General features: G+C 58.4%; 17 protein-coding genes, 1 tRNA gene and 1 pseudogene. 11 read left to right on the forward strand and 8 right to left on the reverse strand.

Annotated features, from left to right (window positions below; all coding sequences use genetic code 11):
* From HX868_RS12070 to HX868_RS12085, 4 genes and pseudogenes are all read left to right on the forward strand, one after another.
* Positions 1 to 555, forward strand: a complete 555-nt coding sequence (locus tag HX868_RS12070; RefSeq protein ID WP_177003010.1) for a hypothetical protein — start codon at positions 1 to 3, stop codon at positions 553 to 555.
* 32 nt (positions 556 to 587) lie between these two features.
* Positions 588 to 1,178: pseudogene (locus tag HX868_RS12075) on the forward strand (transposase); the annotation flags it as partial.
* A gap of 203 nt (positions 1,179 to 1,381) precedes the next feature.
* Complete coding sequence (locus HX868_RS12080) at positions 1,382 to 1,933, forward strand: hypothetical protein (RefSeq protein ID WP_218168647.1); 552 nt, start codon at positions 1,382 to 1,384, stop codon at positions 1,931 to 1,933.
* Between the two features lie 122 nt (positions 1,934 to 2,055).
* Positions 2,056 to 2,128, forward strand: a tRNA-Asn gene (locus HX868_RS12085).
* 57 nt (positions 2,129 to 2,185) lie between these two features.
* On the opposite strand, the gene HX868_RS12090 is transcribed toward HX868_RS12085, so the two are convergent.
* The 4 genes from HX868_RS12090 to HX868_RS12105 form a co-directional block, all read right to left on the reverse strand.
* Positions 2,186 to 2,485 carry an antibiotic biosynthesis monooxygenase family protein gene (locus HX868_RS12090; protein ID WP_095016979.1) on the reverse strand — a complete coding sequence of 100 codons (300 nt, stop codon included), beginning with the start codon at positions 2,483 to 2,485 and terminating at the stop codon, positions 2,186 to 2,188.
* Positions 2,482 to 3,462 (reverse strand): zinc-dependent alcohol dehydrogenase family protein, encoded by a 981-nt coding sequence (locus tag HX868_RS12095; protein WP_095016978.1) that lies wholly within the window; start codon positions 3,460 to 3,462, stop codon positions 2,482 to 2,484. The genes HX868_RS12090 and HX868_RS12095 overlap by 4 nt, the downstream gene beginning before the upstream one ends.
* Before the next feature lie 61 nt (positions 3,463 to 3,523).
* The gene (locus HX868_RS12100) at positions 3,524 to 3,826 is read right to left on the reverse strand and encodes an ArsR/SmtB family transcription factor (protein WP_016976414.1); all 303 of its coding nucleotides are present in this window, start codon (positions 3,824 to 3,826) and stop codon (positions 3,524 to 3,526) included.
* 65 nt (positions 3,827 to 3,891) lie between these two features.
* Positions 3,892 to 4,803, reverse strand: coding sequence for a LysR substrate-binding domain-containing protein (locus HX868_RS12105; RefSeq protein WP_177003012.1), 912 nt, complete (start codon positions 4,801 to 4,803; stop codon positions 3,892 to 3,894).
* A 173-nt stretch (positions 4,804 to 4,976) separates the two neighbouring features.
* On the opposite strand from HX868_RS12105, the gene HX868_RS12110 reads away from it, so the two are divergent.
* Positions 4,977 to 6,239: a cation:dicarboxylate symporter family transporter gene (locus tag HX868_RS12110; protein ID WP_177003013.1), complete on the forward strand. Its 1,263-nt coding sequence runs from the start codon at positions 4,977 to 4,979 to the stop codon at positions 6,237 to 6,239.
* On the forward strand, positions 6,236 to 7,708 hold the full coding sequence (cuyB, locus tag HX868_RS12115; RefSeq protein WP_177003014.1) for a cysteate racemase: 1,473 nt from the start codon (positions 6,236 to 6,238) through the stop codon (positions 7,706 to 7,708). The genes HX868_RS12110 and cuyB overlap by 4 nt, the downstream gene beginning before the upstream one ends.
* Here cuyB and HX868_RS12120 read toward each other — a convergent pair whose 3' ends face one another.
* The 3 genes from HX868_RS12120 to HX868_RS12130 all read right to left on the reverse strand — a co-directional run bounded on the left by HX868_RS12120 (position 7,709) and on the right by HX868_RS12130 (position 10,253).
* Complete coding sequence (locus tag HX868_RS12120; RefSeq protein ID WP_246355521.1) at positions 7,709 to 8,527, reverse strand: DUF3800 domain-containing protein; 819 nt, start codon at positions 8,525 to 8,527, stop codon at positions 7,709 to 7,711.
* 186 nt (positions 8,528 to 8,713) lie between these two features.
* Positions 8,714 to 9,355, reverse strand: coding sequence for a 4-carboxy-4-hydroxy-2-oxoadipate aldolase/oxaloacetate decarboxylase (locus HX868_RS12125; protein WP_177003015.1), 642 nt, complete (start codon positions 9,353 to 9,355; stop codon positions 8,714 to 8,716).
* Between the two features lie 28 nt (positions 9,356 to 9,383).
* Positions 9,384 to 10,253 (reverse strand): NAD(P)-dependent oxidoreductase, encoded by an 870-nt coding sequence (locus tag HX868_RS12130; protein WP_177003016.1) that lies wholly within the window; start codon positions 10,251 to 10,253, stop codon positions 9,384 to 9,386.
* A gap of 172 nt (positions 10,254 to 10,425) precedes the next feature.
* Between HX868_RS12130 and HX868_RS12135 the strand changes: the two genes are divergently transcribed.
* The 3 genes from HX868_RS12135 to HX868_RS12145 all read left to right on the forward strand — a co-directional run bounded on the left by HX868_RS12135 (position 10,426) and on the right by HX868_RS12145 (position 13,582).
* Positions 10,426 to 11,079, forward strand: coding sequence for a GntR family transcriptional regulator (locus HX868_RS12135; RefSeq protein WP_038844318.1), 654 nt, complete (start codon positions 10,426 to 10,428; stop codon positions 11,077 to 11,079).
* A 187-nt stretch (positions 11,080 to 11,266) separates the two neighbouring features.
* Positions 11,267 to 12,592 (forward strand): MFS transporter, encoded by a 1,326-nt coding sequence (locus HX868_RS12140; RefSeq protein WP_177003017.1) that lies wholly within the window; start codon positions 11,267 to 11,269, stop codon positions 12,590 to 12,592.
* A 66-nt stretch (positions 12,593 to 12,658) separates the two neighbouring features.
* Positions 12,659 to 13,582 (forward strand): LysR family transcriptional regulator, encoded by a 924-nt coding sequence (locus HX868_RS12145; RefSeq protein ID WP_177003018.1) that lies wholly within the window; start codon positions 12,659 to 12,661, stop codon positions 13,580 to 13,582.
* Here HX868_RS12145 and HX868_RS12150 read toward each other — a convergent pair.
* A complete protein-coding gene (locus HX868_RS12150; protein ID WP_177003019.1) occupies positions 13,485 to 14,189 on the reverse strand; it encodes a TetR/AcrR family transcriptional regulator in 705 nt (234 codons plus the stop codon). The two genes, HX868_RS12145 and HX868_RS12150, sit on opposite strands and share 98 nt — an antisense overlap.
* A gap of 121 nt (positions 14,190 to 14,310) precedes the next feature.
* Here HX868_RS12150 and HX868_RS12155 point away from each other — a divergent pair, with 121 nt between their 5' ends.
* Together HX868_RS12155 and HX868_RS12160 are read left to right on the forward strand one after the other, a co-directional pair.
* Positions 14,311 to 15,522 (forward strand): MFS transporter, encoded by a 1,212-nt coding sequence (locus HX868_RS12155; protein WP_177003020.1) that lies wholly within the window; start codon positions 14,311 to 14,313, stop codon positions 15,520 to 15,522.
* A gap of 94 nt (positions 15,523 to 15,616) precedes the next feature.
* Positions 15,617 to 16,411: a DNA/RNA non-specific endonuclease gene (locus HX868_RS12160; RefSeq protein ID WP_177003021.1), complete on the forward strand. Its 795-nt coding sequence runs from the start codon at positions 15,617 to 15,619 to the stop codon at positions 16,409 to 16,411.
* The last annotated feature ends 360 nt before the right edge of the window (positions 16,412 to 16,771 follow it).

Here is a 16,771-nt window from a genome sequence, read left to right on the forward strand (position 1 = left end):
ATGGCTATTTCTAAAATTGAAGATTTAGAATTGACTTTTTTCCTTGATAGGCTGACAGGTATTATTGACTTTAATAAAGATCTGCCGATGAAAGTATTTACTAGTGGAGGGCTTTCGTTTTGGTTCTTTGAGAGACCATTGTTGTGTTATGTTGATGTGTGTGTCGGGTTGATCTTGAAGAGTGTTTCCAGTTTTAAGTCAGATGTATTTATAAAGTTTTCAGGAGGTGAAGCATTGGAAAAATCTTGTTTTTCTGTCGATGGAAGTGATTTGGAGAGAGATGTTTTTTGGTTGAATAAACGGTTTGAAAGTTTTTTTGATGGCACGGTTGGTTATCCAATTATTCTATGCGATAGCGCATTCGATTGGATCGTCTTTGAAAGTGCATATGAGGAATTCGGTGTAATTGCTGTAAGGGATTCAGCACTAAATGAAGAATTTAATGAGTATTTGAATTTAAATTTTATTTCGAAGGATACGTTAGCTGAGCTGGCCGCGGGTTCCTCAGTAGAAGGTAAAACAGCAAAAGCTCTGATGTCTTCGTATTGTAGCTAGTTTCCTTTAGTCGCTGAATGGGAGCGACCTCCCGAGAGCTCAAGGACGCATGTGGAATAAAAGTATATGCCTATTGTTTGACGACAAATCATGTCCATTTGTTAGTGGCACTAGGCAAATCGGTGGCGGGACTAGGGCAGTTAATGAAGGCGCTTGCCGCTCGGGCTACTCGATATCGAAACAAGTTAGAGGGTTGTACAGTTACGTTATGGGAGAGTCGATATAAATCAAGTGTGGTACAAACAGAGAATTATTTGCTTGCGTGCTGTCGGTATATTGAACTGAATCCAGTACGTGCCTGCATGGTGGCTGATGCAGTAGATTATCCATGGTCAAGTTATAACGCCCGTGTGGGGCATGCACGGGATAGCGATTGGCTAGATATTGATGCGTGTTTTGCTGTGTTGGGGGACACAACGCTGGAGCGGCACGAAGGATATAAAAGATTTGTAGAACAGTCCGTTTCAAGTGAAGAGATAAAAACCATTCGTGAGGCATTGCAGCGTGGGCAGCTTACCGGTACTGGTCGTTTTGTTGATGAGGTTGAAAAAATTGCAGGGGTTCGTATCGAACATCGAGGTCGGGGTAGGCCGAGGTTGGATGTGGAAAAAAATAGAAAATAAATCTGTCAACTTTTTCAGTCCCCTTTTTTATGGTTTTATTGACGCGAATGTGTTGATTTTTAATCGAAAATAAATTTGTCTAGTTTTTCCGGTGATGTGTTACTGTTTAGGTTTGAAATGGGTTTAACCCTGTTTCAGGATTAAATAATGTCGTGATTGTATAAGTGCTTGCGAGAGAAGGAGGAGTTGTAGTGAGATCTAGTATGTTGTTGGTTTTGTTTTTTCTTTTGTCCGGCTGCGTAACCAATCAACTGCACTTCGCGGCCTACACCACAGACGCAGAACTGTCTGCGATCAAAAACAAAACCATTCACTCAACGATAACCAGCGTATCTGGCGATGAACGCTGCGCTCCCTGTTCCGAGCGTAGTAAGGTGGTGTGGCATGCGGCCAACTATGAGGTGGGCCTGTACGAGGGTTTCGCTAATATCCCAGTCACCGATTGGTCTGAGTTTACCAAACGGTCTATCGGATCTGACGCAGATGCGAGCATAAAAACCAGAGTCGAGATCGACCGGATTTTTGTCAAAACTTGGAACAGTCCTGATTATTATGCGTGCGAAGCGAGGCTCTCGGTGTATATCGGGACGGCTAAATATACCGGGCAGTCGCGTGTGAAAATAAAGAGGGCAGGCCAAGGGTTGGTTAGTCAGAATCTAGCCTATCTTAAGTCCGAAACACTAAATGCTGTTAGTCTTGCGTTGAAGGCTGCTTACATCGATGCCTTTAGCCGCATTGAAAAAGCTCCGCGCTAAAGTAGCGAAAAGCGGCAAAAACTACTGTGGCGGCTACGTTGGTCAGGAAGTTAAGTGAGGCATAATTCATGCGACCCACGCTATGCAGCTAACCTATTTTCTGCGCCACATTTCGTCGTGGCCCCAGTGCGCCTAACAGCTAGCAAGTGACTGTTAATCATTGGGTCCTTGGTTCGAGTCCAGGTCGTGGAGCCAGCTAGCGACATAAAGAGAAGCCTGCAGCGATGCAGGCTTTTTTTGTCCTGGATTTCTCTAGACGCTAAACCCTGGCCCCTCCACGTGATACACCTGCGGTTCCTCCGAAAAAAACGCCTCCAGACCCAACATGAACGCCTGATGATCCTCACTCGCTTCGAACCCCGGTGTGTGATCCTCAAGCGATTCCCAGCGCACGATCAGATTGAATCGCTCAGGTGTTTCGATCCCTTGCGCGAGCATGTGGCCCTGGTAGCCTTTCGCGCGGGCGAGCAATGGTGCGACCTGCGCAAAGGCCTGCCGGAACGCATCCATGTGTTGTTTGTGAACGGGAAGCAGGGCGATCTCGTAAATCATGGCGTGGCTCCTTCAATTGGCTCGACAGCAATCGCAATCTTCCCTTGGATGCCGTTGTTGCGGCTTTCCAGTCGCGCATGGGCGAGCCCGATGTCGGCCAGTGCATAGACGGCGCCAACGTGAGGGCGCAGTTGGCCTTGCGCGACCAAGCTGCTCAACTCATCCAACTTGCCGCGGTTTTGCCGGGTGAATACGAAGTGATAACTCGCATTCTTGCCCCAGGCCTGGACCAGGTTCTGTGGCTGGGCAATGTCCACGATCGAGACCACACGGCCTAGTTGTGCGAGGGCGTCGGGGCTGCGCGACAGGGTGTTGCCGCCAATGGTGTCGAACACCACATCGACGCCACGGCCATCCGTTTCCCGCAGGATCGCGTCGACGTAGTCTTCTTTTTCGTAGTCGATGATCACATCGGCACCCTGGCTTTTAACGAACTCAATATTGGCTTCGCGCACGGTCGTGAACACCCTTGCGCCGATCGCCTTTGCCAGTTGGATCGCTATGTGGCCAACGCCGCCAGCGCCGCCGTGTATCAGGATGCTTTCCCCCACTCGAAGCGCTGCGCGTACGGTCAGTGCTTCCCATGCCGTCCCCCCGACCAGGCTCAGGCTGGCTGCCTCCAAGTGACTCAAGGTGGGAGGTTTTTTCCCGATAATGCTTTCGGCCGCCACGTGGTATTCGGCATAACTGCCAGGGCCATCGAATATCTGCGGGGTGTACCAGACTTCGTCGCCTGGCGCGAAGTTCGTCACGCCCGGGCCGATGGCTTCGACAACGCCGGAGACGTCATGACCGGTGATAGCCGGGAGTGGCACCAGGTCGGCGTAATCTCCGCGCCGTACCTGATAATCCAGCGGGTTGATGGAGGTGGCGTGAACCCGTACCAGGACCTGACCGGTCTGTGGTGCTGGCTTGGGCACTTCGCAGAGTTCGAACGCATCCGCGCCACCAAATGATTTAAGCCTCATCGCTTTCATTGTAATACCTCGTTTCGGCAAAAAGGGATATCGGGAATTGTCGATATCCTGGGGTAAAAAATTACAGGTCCTTGCCGATGATCTCGGCAAGCGCACGGATGGTTGCTTCGTTTCGCTTGTAGTAGGTCCACTGGCCGATGCGCCGGGTTTCGATCAGGCCCGCGCGGTGCAACGTTGCCAGGTAATCAGACACGGTCGATTGCGACAGCCCGACGCCTTCCTGAATACTGCTGACGCAGACGCCCACGGTATGAACGTCCCCCTCATCCTGGGCGGGGAAGTTCTTTTCGGGGTCCTTCAAACCTTTCAGGATTTCGAGTCGAGTCCGGTTTGAGAGGGCTTTGAATATTTCGAGTAGGTCCATGGCACGAGAATATCGAGATTTACCGATATGTCAATGCGAAAAAAGGTCCGGTGTTGATCGCTGGATCAAACGTCTGCGCGCCAGCCTTCCAGCGTGCGCCACAACTTCCTCATCGTCGGGTTCTGGTTTTCAATCGCGCAATACGAGCGAATCTCCAACCGCGTACTCCATTCCTCTCCCCCTGCACGCACCAGCAGCCCACGTTCCAACTCATCCACCACCGCGCTCTGCGGCAGCCACGCTACGCCATAACCTTCGATAGCCATGCGCATCAGCAGCATGGCCATGTCGGCTTCGTAGCAGCGCTCCAGCACAGCGGGAGCAGGGCCGTTCTTGATCACGATTTCCGCAACCCGGCCCAGGAACGTGGTGGCGGTGTACGCCAGGTGCGGGACGGGTTTCCCTGCAGTTCCCGGTAGGCGATACAGCGGTCGACCGCGCTTGTCCGGGGCGCACAGCGGGATGAATGCGTCATGTCCCAACGCCAGGCTGCCGAAGCGCTCCGCATCCAGCAGGATCGGCGCCAGCGGGTGGTGGTAGACGATCATCAAGTCGCAGCTGCCTTCTTCCAGTGCAATCACCGCATCATGAATATTCGCCGCCACTACGCGCGCATTGAACTGTTCGGTGTGCCGTTGGAATTGCGCCAGCCACTTGGGCAGGAAGGTCATCGACAGGCTGTGACCGGCGGTCACCTGGATCGAGCGCCCCGGCATGCGTTCCACTTCGCGCAGGCTGGCGCGCAGGCGCATCAGGCCGGCCAGGGCGTCGCGGCTTTCGCTGCAGAAGGCGACGCCTGCGGCGGTAAGTTGCACCGGGTAGGTGCCACGGTCGACCAGCTCGACACCCACCCAGTCTTCCAGTGAGCGAATGCGCCGCGACAAGGCCGATTGAGTCACGCAGCGCACTTCGGCGGCGCGGGAAAAGTTCTTCCACTCGGCGATGGCCAAGAGGTCATCCAACCATTTGATCTGCATGCCGGTTCTCCAGGCTATGAACCTTGAGTGTAAGCGGCCGCACCCAGGCGGGGCTTGGCTTTTTGCAAACTATTCCAAAAGCGCATGGGGTTAGCCGGATTACTCATCATGGTGGTTGGGGGCTGTCCCTAGAATCCTCGGCATACAACAAAAGCCATCCGAGGGCCGCACCTGTGAACAAGAACAAACTCCCCCGTCGCATTGCAGTCGGCATCGCCCTGGGCGTGCTGGTGGGTTGGGCGTGTCACCGCTATGCAGGCAGTGAGCAGGCCGCCAAGGAGCTGGCCGGGTACTTTTCGATGGTCACCGACATCTTCCTGCGCATGATCAAGATGATCATTGCACCGCTGGTGTTCGCTACCTTGGTGGGCGGCATCGCCAGCATGGGCAGTTCACGTTCGGTGGGGCGTATCGGGATGCGGGCGATGCTCTGGTTTGTCACGGCGTCGCTGGTCTCGCTGATGCTCGGCATGGCGCTGGTCAACCTGTTCCAGCCGGGCGCCGGGTTGAACATGCAGGTGGTGCAGCACGCCACGGCGGCGGTGCCGGTCAACACCGGGGACTTCAGTCTCAAGACCTTTATCAGTCACGTGTTCCCGCGCAGCATTGCCGAGGCGATGGCCAACAACGAGATCCTGCAGATCGTGGTGTTTTCGCTGTTCTTCGGCTTCGCCCTGGCCGGCGTCAAGCGCGCCGGTTACACGCGTATCACCGACACCGTGGATGAGCTGGCCAAGGTGATGTTCAAGATAACCGACTACGTGATGGCCTTCGCGCCGATCGGCGTGTTTGCCGCGATTGCCTCGGCGATCACCACCAACGGCCTGGGCCTGCTGGCAGATTACGCCAAGTTGATCGCCGAGTTTTATCTGGGGATTGCGTTGCTCTGGGTGTTGCTGTTCGCCGCCGGCTACCTGTTTCTCGGGCGTTCGGTGTTCACCCTCGGCAAGCTGATCCGCGAGCCGATCCTGCTGGCGTTCTCCACGGCCAGCAGCGAGTCGGCCTACCCGAAAACCATGGAGGCCCTGGAGAAATTCGGCGCGCCCAAGCGCGTCTCCAGTTTCGTGTTGCCGCTGGGCTACTCCTTCAACCTTGACGGCTCGATGATGTACCAGGCGTTCGCGATCATGTTTATCGCCCAGGCCTACAACATCGACCTGAGTTTCACCCAGCAACTGCTGATTCTTCTGACGCTGATGATCACCAGCAAAGGCATGGCCGGCGTAGCGCGGGCTTCGGTCGTGGTGGTAGCGGCGACATTGCCGATGTTCAACCTGCCCGAAGCCGGGCTACTGCTGATCATCGGTATTGACCAGTTCCTCGACATGGCGCGCACTGCCACCAACGTGGTGGGCAACAGTATCGCCACGGCGGTTGTCGCGAAATCCGAAACCGAGGAAGAACTTGCCGAGCTGCCGCAAATGGTGCGCACATGACCACCACTTCTCGATTGGGCATCGTCGGCGGGCTCGGCTCGCTGGCGGGCGGTGATCTGTTCTACAAACTGGTCAAATCCAAGGCCGTGCTGGAGGACCAGGGTCGTTATCACTTCCTGTTTGAGCAGCACCCGTTCAAGGATGTGTTGTTGCCCCTGGACCGCCACGCGAGCATGACTGCGCGCAAATTCTATGTGTTCCAGGTGTGCAAGACCTTTGAAGGCAGCGGGGTGGATGCGGTACTGCTGCCGTGTTTCGCCAGCCAGACCTTTCGCGAGGAGATCCAGCAGGAGCTGGGTATTCCTGTGCTGGACATGATGCAGGCACTCGTCCGGCACATCCTGCGCAATGTCACACCGGGCACCACCCTGGGCGTGGTCGCGTCGGACTTCGTGCGCCACTGTGGATTGTTTGAGAAGCACCTCGGCCAGCACTTCAACCTGGTGTATCCGGAGGGCCACGCTCAGGTCGCGTTGATGGAGGCGATGTATGGCGTCAACGGCATCAAGGACGGCCACCTCGACGGCGTGCCGCTGGAGTCGGTCTACCAGGCGTGCCTGTCATTGCAAGGGCAGGGCGCCACGGTGATCGTGCCGGGCATGACCGAACTGTCGCTGGTGTGCGGCGACCTGCAACGGCGCGGCATCAGCGTGCTCGACATCAACCAGATCTATGCCGAGTTCGCCACCCAGGCCGACGGCCCGACGCGCCAGCCGCCATTCAAACTGGGCATCGTCGGTGGCGTCGGCCCTGCGGCCACCGTGGACTTCATGGGCAAGGTGGTCGCCCACACACCGGCGGGCAAGGACCAGGACCATATCAAGATGGTGGTGGAGCAGAACCCACAGATCCCCGACCGCACCGCCAACCTGTTGCGCGACGAAACCGACCCCACCCTGGCCCTGTACGCCACCTGCAAACGCCTGGAAAGCGCTGGCGCCCAAGCCATCGCGATCCCGTGCAACACCGCCCATGCGTTTGTCGAACGCATCCAGGCGCACTTGCGCGTGCCCATCGTCAACATGCTCAGCGAGACGGTGGAGTGGATCGTGCACACCTACGGCAGTGGCCAGGCGGTCGGTTTGCTGGCGACTTCCGGCACCCTGCAAAGCCAGGTCTATCACCAGGCGGCGCGGCGTTCAGGGTTTCAACTGATCACGCCCGGTTTCGATTACCAAGCGCTGGTGATGGAAGCAATTTATGGCGAGCGGGGTATCAAGGCTGGGTTTACCGAGGGCGTCTGCCGCGAGCAATTGCTGCTGGCGGCGGAGCATTTGTGTGAGCAGGGGGCGAGGGTGTTGATTCTGGGGTGTACGGAGTTGCCGTTGGTGTTGGCGCACAGTGAGTCGTTTCGGGTCGGCAACTATCGTGTTGCCTTGGTGGATCCCACTACAATTCTTGCGCGACGGTGCGTTGGTCTGTCTTCAGATGATCGCAACATTCGTAGGCGGCATTTGGGTGCCCAATGATTAATAGTCATTTGCTGACAGCTGAGCGAGTCGCTCGGCAAGTTTAACCCGTTTCTTTTGTACCAGACCGCTGCCGGGCAGGGCTACGTCTGCGATGCGCGCGGCGAAATACATGTCGAAGAGCTGCCAGTCTTCGAACTCTTCAGGCGCGACGGTAAAAGTCGTCAGTCGGCCAATCAATCCACACAGCCAGTCAGCGCATTGCAAGGTTTGAAATAGATAGCTCTCACCTTGAAGTGGCGGCTCTATGAGTGTGCGGCATTTTTCCGAAGGGTCTTCAAACATCGCCAAGGTACAAGCTTCAACGTTTCGTTCACGCCATTCATTTCCGGCTTTCTGCTCATCCAGAAGGACGATGAACGAGGCATTGTTTAACGTGCAAAAGCGATCAATTTTTCGGATGGACTGGAGCAGCGCTCGCTTGAATGTCTCGGTCGAGTTGTGTTCGCTGGGTTCGGTAGGTTTGTGCTCACCGGTATAGAAAATGTGTCCGCCAATTTTGCGGATATGACTCAGGAGGCGAAATGAAGACCTTCTCAGCTCTCTATATTTGCTTACATTGTCCACAGTAAACAGCGTAGAGCCCTTCTTTTCCCAATGGTACGCCGGTAAATGTTGTGGGTTTTTGTGTTTCAGATCCCAGGCGAGCAACTGGCACTTGAGCTTGTAGAAGTAGATCGCGAATTCGCGAACTTCTTCGGCGGGAATCAGCATGCCGCCCAGGCCGAATACAGGGCTGGTTTTGTACATCGGATGTTTTCGAGAAACGTATTGGCCCACGTGGCCAAACTCATCCAGATAAGCAATGTATTGAGTCAAAATCGATTTCCCCATCCATGAGAAACACGAAAGCCCGTGCGATTTCTCGCAACGGGCCTCGGAAGGTGGGCACATGGTTACCCATATGCGTTGAGAAGGAATCTAGCGAAAAAGTGGCGCGGGCTCCAGTCGTTTCATGAGAATCAGGCAGATCCTACACGTCGTCAGGGAATTGCCCTGCTTGCATCAGCGCATCCCAAATTTCTCCAGCGTCGGCGCCAACCCCAGCAGGTCAACCGTACTTTTCCCAGCCTCCAGCCCCGCCCGAATCCCATCCTCCTTATCTTCCCGACTACGGCTCAACCGGATCACTTCTTCAACGCGATCCTGCTCCACCACCACCAGCCCATCGCGGTCGCCGACGATGATGTCGCCCGGGTTGATGTTCACGCCGCCTATCACAATGGGCACGTTGACTTTGCCCGGTTGGCATTTGTTGGTGCCCTTGATGCTCAGGCCGCGGGAAAAGGTCGGGAAGGCCATCTCGATGATGGCGTTGGCGTCGCGCACCGCGCCGTTCATGACCAGGCCGACAATCCCGAGCTTCTGTGAGGCCAGGGTCAGCAGGTCGCCCCAGGGGCCAGCTTCCATGAAGCCTTTGGCGTCCACCACCAGCACATCGCCGGGTTTGGCTTTGGTCAGGGCGTAGTGGATGGCCAGGTTGTCGTCGGGGCGGCAATCGACGGTCAAGGCCGGGCCCGCCAGGCGCAGGCTCGGGTCGACCGGGCGCAGGCCGCTGTCCAGGGCGCCTTTCTGGCCCTGGGCTTCGTGGATGGTGGCGGTGCCCAGTTGTTTGAGGGTGTCGAGTTGGTCTTGGGTTACAGGCATGGTGGCGTTCCGTTTTTATAAGGGTTGTTCAAGCGGCTGGGGTATGACGGCCGAGCCAATCCAATGCTTGGGCTAGGCTCGGTTTTTCTTCGGTGATCGGTTCCAGCGCCAGGCCTTCGCTGCTGTGGCTGAAGCGCTGGCGCACGCCACTGAGTACGCTGCTGGCAATGCCGAGCGAGGCCAGTTGGCGCTCGGCTTCTTCGACTTCATGCAAGCGCCGTGTGGCGTGCACCACGTGGGTGGACACGAGCATTTCCAGGAAGGCGGGCAGAGGTGCCTGGTCGATGTCCTTGAGCACTTCATAGAGGGCGGGGCGCAGTTGTTGGCGTTCGGCCGCCAGCAATACTTCCACCGCGAGTGCTTCCATGCCTTTGGTGAAGACGCTGCGCAGGATTTTCAGCGTGATTGCATCGCCGGGTTGGCTGGCGGGCAGGGCGCGCGCGGTAGCCCCTGCGGCGAGCAACAGTTCGACAAATGCATCTGCCTTTGGGCCGGAGCACAGCAGTGGGGTCTTTTCCCGCAGGTAAGCGATGGCGCCCATGATCGCGACGTCTACGTAGTCGATCCGTTGCCGGGCGGCCTCTGCACCAGCCAGGCGCTTGCGCTCGGGGGCGGCGGTGGTGAGGTCGGCGAACAGCGCGCCGGGCTTGAGGTGCGCCAGGCATTCACGGGTCACTTCCAGGGACTGCGTCCCCACCACACAGGACAGTACGCAGTCCGATTCGGCCAGCCAGTCACCTACGCGAGAGTGGATCGGCACCCCCAATTGGTCCGCCAATCGTTGTGCCGCCGGTGCGATGCGTTGCTCGCAGAACAGCAGCTCCACGGTGGTATTAGACGCCAAGGCCTGGGCATAGCAACGGCCGACTTCGCCGAGCCCTACGATTGTTATTTTCATGTCGCCTCCGGATTCAGGTTGCAATACAATTAAAATACAATTTTGGTGATTGCAAACGATTTTTGTACAAAGTGCGCGGACGGTACACTGTCATTGGCGTGCGACAAGCCTCAGAATCCGCTGCTGGCACCCCGGGGCAGAGCCCTGACCCACCTCGACACAGAAGGCAGACATGGCCAACGATCTCATCTACGAGACCTTGAGAAACCGCATCATTGCCGGCCAATACGAGCCTGGTACGCAACTCAAGGAAGAACCGCTGGGCAAGGAATTCGGCCTGAGCCGCACGCCGGTGCGCGCGTCGCTGAAGAAGCTGGTGGACGACGGCCTGGCGGTGATCGAGGCCAACCGTGGGGTGTTTGTCGCCGGCTGGACCCAGTGGGACCTGGAAGAAATGTTCAGCTTGCGCGAGTTGCTCGAACCCCATGCCGCGCTGCTCGCCGCCCAACGCGCGACGCCGCAGGACGTGGCTGAACTGCACCGTATCAACGCGCTGATGGCGGATGCCATCGCCAGCAAGGGGCCCGATGTGACCCTGCGCGTGCAGGAGGCCAACCGTGCCTTCCACGCGCAGGTACTGGAGATCGCCCGTTCGCAGCGGCTCAAGTCGATGCTCGCGACCTTGATCGACATGCCGGTGATCACCCGTTCGTTTTTTCTCTACCGCCCGGCCGACCTGGAGCGCAGCCTGCAGCAGCACCTGGACATCACCTATGCCATCGAGCAGAACGATGGCGAGTTGGCCCAGCGCGCCATGCAAACCCATATCCGCATGGCCTACCTGCGCTTCATGGCGCGGCGCAGTGAGTCGCCCGTTCGTCGATAAAAAAATACAAAACTAAAACAATATGCGTTAGAGTCGGCGCCACGAGACCGGGCAATGACTCCTGCCTGACATTCACAGGGACCCAAAGAAACGCCAGACCTGAGGTGGCTGAACCGGCCTCAGCGGGAGCCTGCACCCCGGATTCGACACACACGGCACATTCCAATAATAAAACCAGGTATCCCGTATGAGTACTCAGGTCCCCCCCGCTGAAAAACCGTCGCGTTTCCGTTGGATCGTCGCAGGGCTGTTTTTTCTCGTGTACACCGTGGCCTCGGCCGACCGCGCCAACCTGGGCGTGGCCTTGCCGTTTATCCGCGAGGAATACCCGATGACCAACGCCGAAGCCGGTGCGTTGCTCAGTGTGTTCCTGCTGGCCTACGCACTGGCGCAGATCCCCTCGGGTTTTGCCTCCAGCCGTTTCGGGGTGCGCAAGATCTTCTCTTTTTCGATGATTGCCACCTCGGTGTTCACGGCCTTGATGGGCACGGTCAATTCGGTGCTCGCCTTGAAGATCTATCGTTTTGCCCTGGGGATTGCCGAAGGCCCGCTGCCGATTGGCATTGCGTCGACCATCAACCAATGGTTTCCGGCCAAAGAGAAGGGCACCGCCACCGGAATCTTTCTGGCGGCGGTGAAGTTCGGCCCGGTGATCGTGCCACCCTTGTGCGTGGCGATCGTGGCGATGTGGGGCTGGCGTGAGATCTTCTACATCTTTGCCGTGCCGGGCATTGTGCTGTCCATCGCGTGGTACTTCCTGGTGGCCAACCAGCCGGCGCAAAGCCGCTTTGTGAATGCCGGCGAGCTGGCGCACATCACCGATGAAACCAACAACGTCATCACCCAGAAGAGCGAAGGCGCGCAACGGCACTTCAAGCGCCTGGACGCTTTAATTCGCGTCAAACCGGTGGAGCCTATCGCGACCAGTCGCGGGTTGTTTCGGTCCTGGAACGTGGTCGGCTGTGCGCTGAGCTACAGCTTCCAGGTGGGCATCACCATGGTGCTGTTGTCGTGGATTCCCACCTACCTGATGACGGTCAAACAGTTCTCGATCATGAACATGGGCTTTGTCTCGGCGGCGCCGTGGGTGGGGGCGATCTGCGGTAACCTGCTCGGCGGTATCCTGTCCGACCGCGTGCTGGGCAAGCGGCGCAAGCCCGGCATGATGCTCTCGGCGCTGGCCACGGTCGGCACCATGTACGCGCTGATCAACTCACCGAATGACCCGACGTTGTACGCCGCGCTGCTGTTCCTCACCGGCACCTTGATCAGCATCGGTTACTCGTCCTACATGGTTTACCCGATGGGCCTGGCCACCAAGAAGACCTTTCCGATTGCCAGTTCCATCGTCAACATGGGCGGGCAGTTGGGTGGCGCGGCGGCGCCGTTTCTGGTGGGGTTGCTGCTCGACAGTTACGGCTGGTCCCAGGTGTTCCTGTTCATGGCGATCGGCTCCTTTGCCAGTTTCCTGGTGCTGCTGACCATTGCCGAGCCGGTGCCGGTTTTACGCTAGCGCTTGCGTGCTCAGGGCCGGTGACGCTAGCGTGGCAGCCTTGAGCGAAATCCCCGGTATCCCCCTATGAAGCGCCATTTCGAAGATTTGCAGCTAGGCAGTATCGAGTTGTTTTGCCTTGCCGCCGAAGCCAGCAGCTTCACCGCCGCCGCGCAGGTGGCGGGTGTCACCCCGGCGGCCGTGAGCCGCAGCATCTCGCGCCTGGAAGAACGCCTGGGTTCACGCCTGTTTGTGCGCACCACCCGCAGCATTCGTCTCACCGACAGCGGCCGAACGTTCTTCGAGCAATGCCGCCAAGCCCTGACCCAACTGGTGGAAGCCCAACAGGAAGTGATGGGCGCACAGGCCGTGCCGTCGGGCCTGCTGCGCATCAGCATTCCTACCACCTACGCCCATCACCGCTTGTTGCCGCTGCTGCCCAGGTTTCGCGCGCTGTACCCGCAAGTCACGGTGGATATCCACATCAGCAACCGCAATATCGACTTTGTCGCCGAAGGGTACGACCTGGCCATACGCGTGCGCGCCCAGCCGGATTCGTCGCTGATTGCCCGCCTGCTGGAAGATGGCGAACTGGTGGTAGTGGCATCTCCTTCCTACCTGAAGCGCGCAGGCATCCCGCAGACGTTGGAAGATTTGCCTGCCCATGAATGCATCCAGTATGAATTGCCGAGCAATGGCCGGCGCATCTCATGGTTATTCCAGGTGGACGGCAAGGCGCAGGAATATGCGGGGGAGGCGGGGTACAGCTGCTCCGACGATGTACTCGGCGGTGTGACCCTGGCCAAGCATGGCGCGGGGTTGTTCCAGACCTACAAGTTCATTGTCGAGCAGGAGTTGGCCAACGGCAGCCTGGTGGAGGTGTTGCAACCGTTTGGCGGGCGCTCGCGGCCGTTTACCTTGTTGTATCCCCATGGGCGCTATGTGCCGCATCGGGTGCGGGCGTTTGTGGATTTCCTGATGCAGTGTCGGGACGAATGGGCGGCGCCGTAGAGGCGGCGATATCCCAGGTCAACAGCAGTTGGCTGATCGCTGCGTCGATAGTTGCATGGGGCACATTGTCCCGCGCCAGGATCGAAATGCCCTGCAGAAAGCTGTCAAACACCGTCGCCATCACGTCTGGGTTGAGCGTTTGTGGCAACTGACCCAGGCGCATCGCCCGCTCCACACACGCCATAAGCCCCGCGCTTGTGCGCCGCCGCGACTGCGTCAACCCATCTGCCACCCGCGCATTCTCCGGGCTCGGCGCGCTCATCACCCCCAGCGCCACCATGCAGCCCTTGGGGTGGCCGTCTTCGCACTGCATGCGTGCCGACTGGCGCAGCGCCGTTTCAACTGCCTGACGCGGTAACAGGCTTTCGTCCCACAGGCACTCGGTGACTTGGGCGTAGGTCGCCAGGTAGCGCTGCACGCATTCGTCGAACAGCGCCTCTTTGGAGCCGAAGGCCGCGTAAAAACTCGGTGCGGAGATGCCGCCACCCAGGCCGGCCTTGAGCTGGGCGAGGGAGGTGGCGTCGTAGCCGTGTTGCCAGAACAGGTGCAGCGCCTGGTCTACGGCGTGTTCGCGGTCGAAAGTGCGGGGGCGGCCCATCTGTGCCATGTCTGGTCTCCGGTGGATAGCGAGATAAATACTAGTCGATACATAAGTCATTGACAATGTGATGTGTGCGCCTGCAACATTTATATCGATCAGTATCTAAGTCCCGCTCAAGGAGTTTCCCGTGACCCCCTCACTTACATTACCGGTGTCATCCGACCGTTTGCCCATCGGTGCTTTGCTTGCCCTGGCCATGACCGGCTTCATCTGCATCGTCACCGAAACGCTACCGGCGGGCCTGTTACCGTTGATCAGCGAGGGCTTGGCGATTTCGCCGTCGATGGCCGGGCAGATGGTCACCGCCTATGCCTTGGGTTCGGTGCTGGCAGTGATCCCCATGACCATCGCCACCCGTGGCTGGCGGCGACGTAATGTGTTGCTGCTGACCATCGTCGGCTTTCTGCTGTTCAACTCGATCACCGCGTTGTCGTCTCACTACGGCGTGACCCTGGTGGCGCGGTTCTTTGCCGGTGTGGCGGCCGGGTTGGCCTGGAGCCTGCTGGCCGGTTACGCCCGGCGCATGGTAGCGCCGCATCAACAGGGGAAGGCACTGGCGATGGTGGGAACGCCGATTGCGTTGTCGTTGGGTGTGCCGTTGGGTACGTGGCTGGGTGGGCTGGTGGGCTGGCGCACGACCTTTGGCCTGATGTCGGCGGTGAGCCTGGTGCTGATTGCGTGGGTGCTGGTGAAAGTCCCGGACTACGCGCCTCAACCTGCGCATCAGCGCCTGTCCTTGGGCAAGGTGTTGACCACGCCGGGCGTGCGGCCGGTGTTGGCGGTGGTGATTAGTTGGATGCTGGCGCACAACATTCTCTACACCTACATCGCGCCTTTCGTGGCGCCGGCTGGCTTGGCGGAGCGGGTTGACCTGGTGCTGTTGGTGTTCGGGGTGGCCGCGCTGGCGGGGATCTGGCTCACGGCCAAGTTGGTCGAGCCGCTGCTGCGCCAGACCGTGCTGGTGAGCCTGGCGACCTTTGCGGCGATAAGCCTGGTGTTCGGCTTCCTGGGGAATGTACCTGAGGTGATCTACGTCGGCGTAGCGGTGTGGGGCCTGAGTTTCGGCGGCGCCGCGACCTTGCTGCAAACCGCCCTGGCCGATGCGGCGGGGGATGGCGCTGACGTCGCGCTGTCGCTGAATGTGGTGGCATGGAACAGCGCGATTGCCGGCAGCGGTGTGGTCGGCGGGGTGTTGCTGGACACCTGGGGCGTGGCGTCGTTTCCGTGGGCCATGCTGGTGTTGATCGGCGTCTCGCTGGTGATCGCCTGGGGAGCCAGTGCCCATGGCTTCAAGCCGGGTGCGCGGGATGTGGGAAAACCTACAGTCGTCGGGCACTAATCTGACATTCGTTAGTCAATAATCCTCGCAATATCATCCACTTGGCTCCGCTCGGCGGAGCCAGCCGCTTCACTTCCTTTCGAAGATTTAATGCATGTACCTACGCAAAATTGCCGTTGGGCTGACCGCCCTTGTTTTGCTTTCCTCTGGGGCCAACGCCCGAAGCTTGCCGGACCTCTATTCCAAACAGGAAAAACAGCTCAGCTTCGACAGTTGCGCCGACCTGTTCCCCGCCGCACCGATCAAGACCGCCACCGTGCCGGCCGCGATGAAACCCCTGGCCCTGTGCTCCGACCATTTTGCAGTGCTCTATTCGCAAACCAGCAAGACGCCCCTGGTGGTGGTAGAACGGCTGAATGCCGCACTCCTGAAAGACGCCAAGGGCGAGGAGCGCACCAACCAGTTCTACGCCGATCCGCGCATTCCCAAAGGTGGCCGTGCAGAGTTGAGCGACTACCGCGCCCAGCATCCCGCCGTGGACCGTGGCCACCAATCCCCAGCCGCCGACGCCCCGAATGCCAACGCCATGGCGCAGTCGTTCGCGCTGTCGAACATGGTGCCCCAGGACCCTACCAACAACCGCAAGATCTGGAGCAAGGTCGAGGCCGACGTGCGCAAGTTCGCCAAGCGTGCTGGCGGCGATGTGTACGTGTTCACCGGCCCACTGTTTGATGCTGGCTACGGCACCATCGGGGAGAACAAGGTCTGGGTGCCGACGCGCTTGTTCAAGCTGGTGTACGACGCCTCCAGCAAACGTGCCTGGGCGTATGTGCTGCCCAATGCCGAGACGCGCATTCAAAAACCGATGGATTATGAGACGTTTGTGAAGAGCACCGGGCTCAGGTTGTTGGGGGATCTTCCGGTGTCGGGGTCGGTGGGGCGGACCTGACAGCCGACGTGGATGTTGGGGTGGACCGAGTACATATCCGTTATTTGGGTAACGGCTGATATGGGTTCCGCCCTTACGGCCAGCCCTTTCAAGGTCTTTAGGTAGAGATGGTGATAAGTACCCTGTGGCGAGCGGGCTTGTCCCGCGTTGGGCTGCGAAGCAGCCCCAGGACCAGCGGCCGAAGAGTGCCTGACTCGCCGCATTCATCCTTCTAGGGTCGCTTCGCAACCCAACGCGGGACAAGCCCGCTCGCCACAGTTGCAGTGTTCGTCCTTAATGGGATGGTATCAGCCAGATATCGCCGGTTTTTTAAAGACCATGAAAGGGCTGGCCCTTACGGCGGCTAAACCGGCATCCCTG

The organism is Pseudomonas reactans (assembly GCF_013385825.1).
Lineage (GTDB): Bacteria > Pseudomonadota > Gammaproteobacteria > Pseudomonadales > Pseudomonadaceae > Aquipseudomonas > Aquipseudomonas reactans.

What these genes read in the sequence shown, in the direction of transcription:
- HX868_RS12160 (WP_177003021.1), top strand. Translation starts at nt 15,617, where the DNA reads ATGTACCTACGCAAAATTGCCGTTGGGCTGACCGCCCTTGTTTTGCTT.
- HX868_RS12105 (WP_177003012.1), bottom strand. Translation starts at nt 4,803, where the DNA reads ATGCAGATCAAATGGTTGGATGACCTCTTGGCCATCGCCGAGTGGAAG.
- HX868_RS12135 (WP_038844318.1), top strand. Translation starts at nt 10,426, where the DNA reads ATGGCCAACGATCTCATCTACGAGACCTTGAGAAACCGCATCATTGCC.
- HX868_RS12150 (WP_177003019.1), bottom strand. Translation starts at nt 14,189, where the DNA reads ATGGCACAGATGGGCCGCCCCCGCACTTTCGACCGCGAACACGCCGTA.
- HX868_RS12070 (WP_177003010.1), top strand. Translation starts at nt 1, where the DNA reads ATGGCTATTTCTAAAATTGAAGATTTAGAATTGACTTTTTTCCTTGAT.
- HX868_RS12140 (WP_177003017.1), top strand. Translation starts at nt 11,267, where the DNA reads ATGAGTACTCAGGTCCCCCCCGCTGAAAAACCGTCGCGTTTCCGTTGG.
- HX868_RS12080 (WP_218168647.1), top strand. Translation starts at nt 1,382, where the DNA reads ATGTTGTTGGTTTTGTTTTTTCTTTTGTCCGGCTGCGTAACCAATCAA.
- HX868_RS12100 (WP_016976414.1), bottom strand. Translation starts at nt 3,826, where the DNA reads ATGGACCTACTCGAAATATTCAAAGCCCTCTCAAACCGGACTCGACTC.
- HX868_RS12130 (WP_177003016.1), bottom strand. Translation starts at nt 10,253, where the DNA reads ATGAAAATAACAATCGTAGGGCTCGGCGAAGTCGGCCGTTGCTATGCC.
- cuyB (WP_177003014.1), top strand. Translation starts at nt 6,236, where the DNA reads ATGACCACCACTTCTCGATTGGGCATCGTCGGCGGGCTCGGCTCGCTG.
- HX868_RS12145 (WP_177003018.1), top strand. Translation starts at nt 12,659, where the DNA reads ATGAAGCGCCATTTCGAAGATTTGCAGCTAGGCAGTATCGAGTTGTTT.
- HX868_RS12125 (WP_177003015.1), bottom strand. Translation starts at nt 9,355, where the DNA reads ATGCCTGTAACCCAAGACCAACTCGACACCCTCAAACAACTGGGCACC.
- HX868_RS12095 (WP_095016978.1), bottom strand. Translation starts at nt 3,462, where the DNA reads ATGAAAGCGATGAGGCTTAAATCATTTGGTGGCGCGGATGCGTTCGAA.
- HX868_RS12090 (WP_095016979.1), bottom strand. Translation starts at nt 2,485, where the DNA reads ATGATTTACGAGATCGCCCTGCTTCCCGTTCACAAACAACACATGGAT.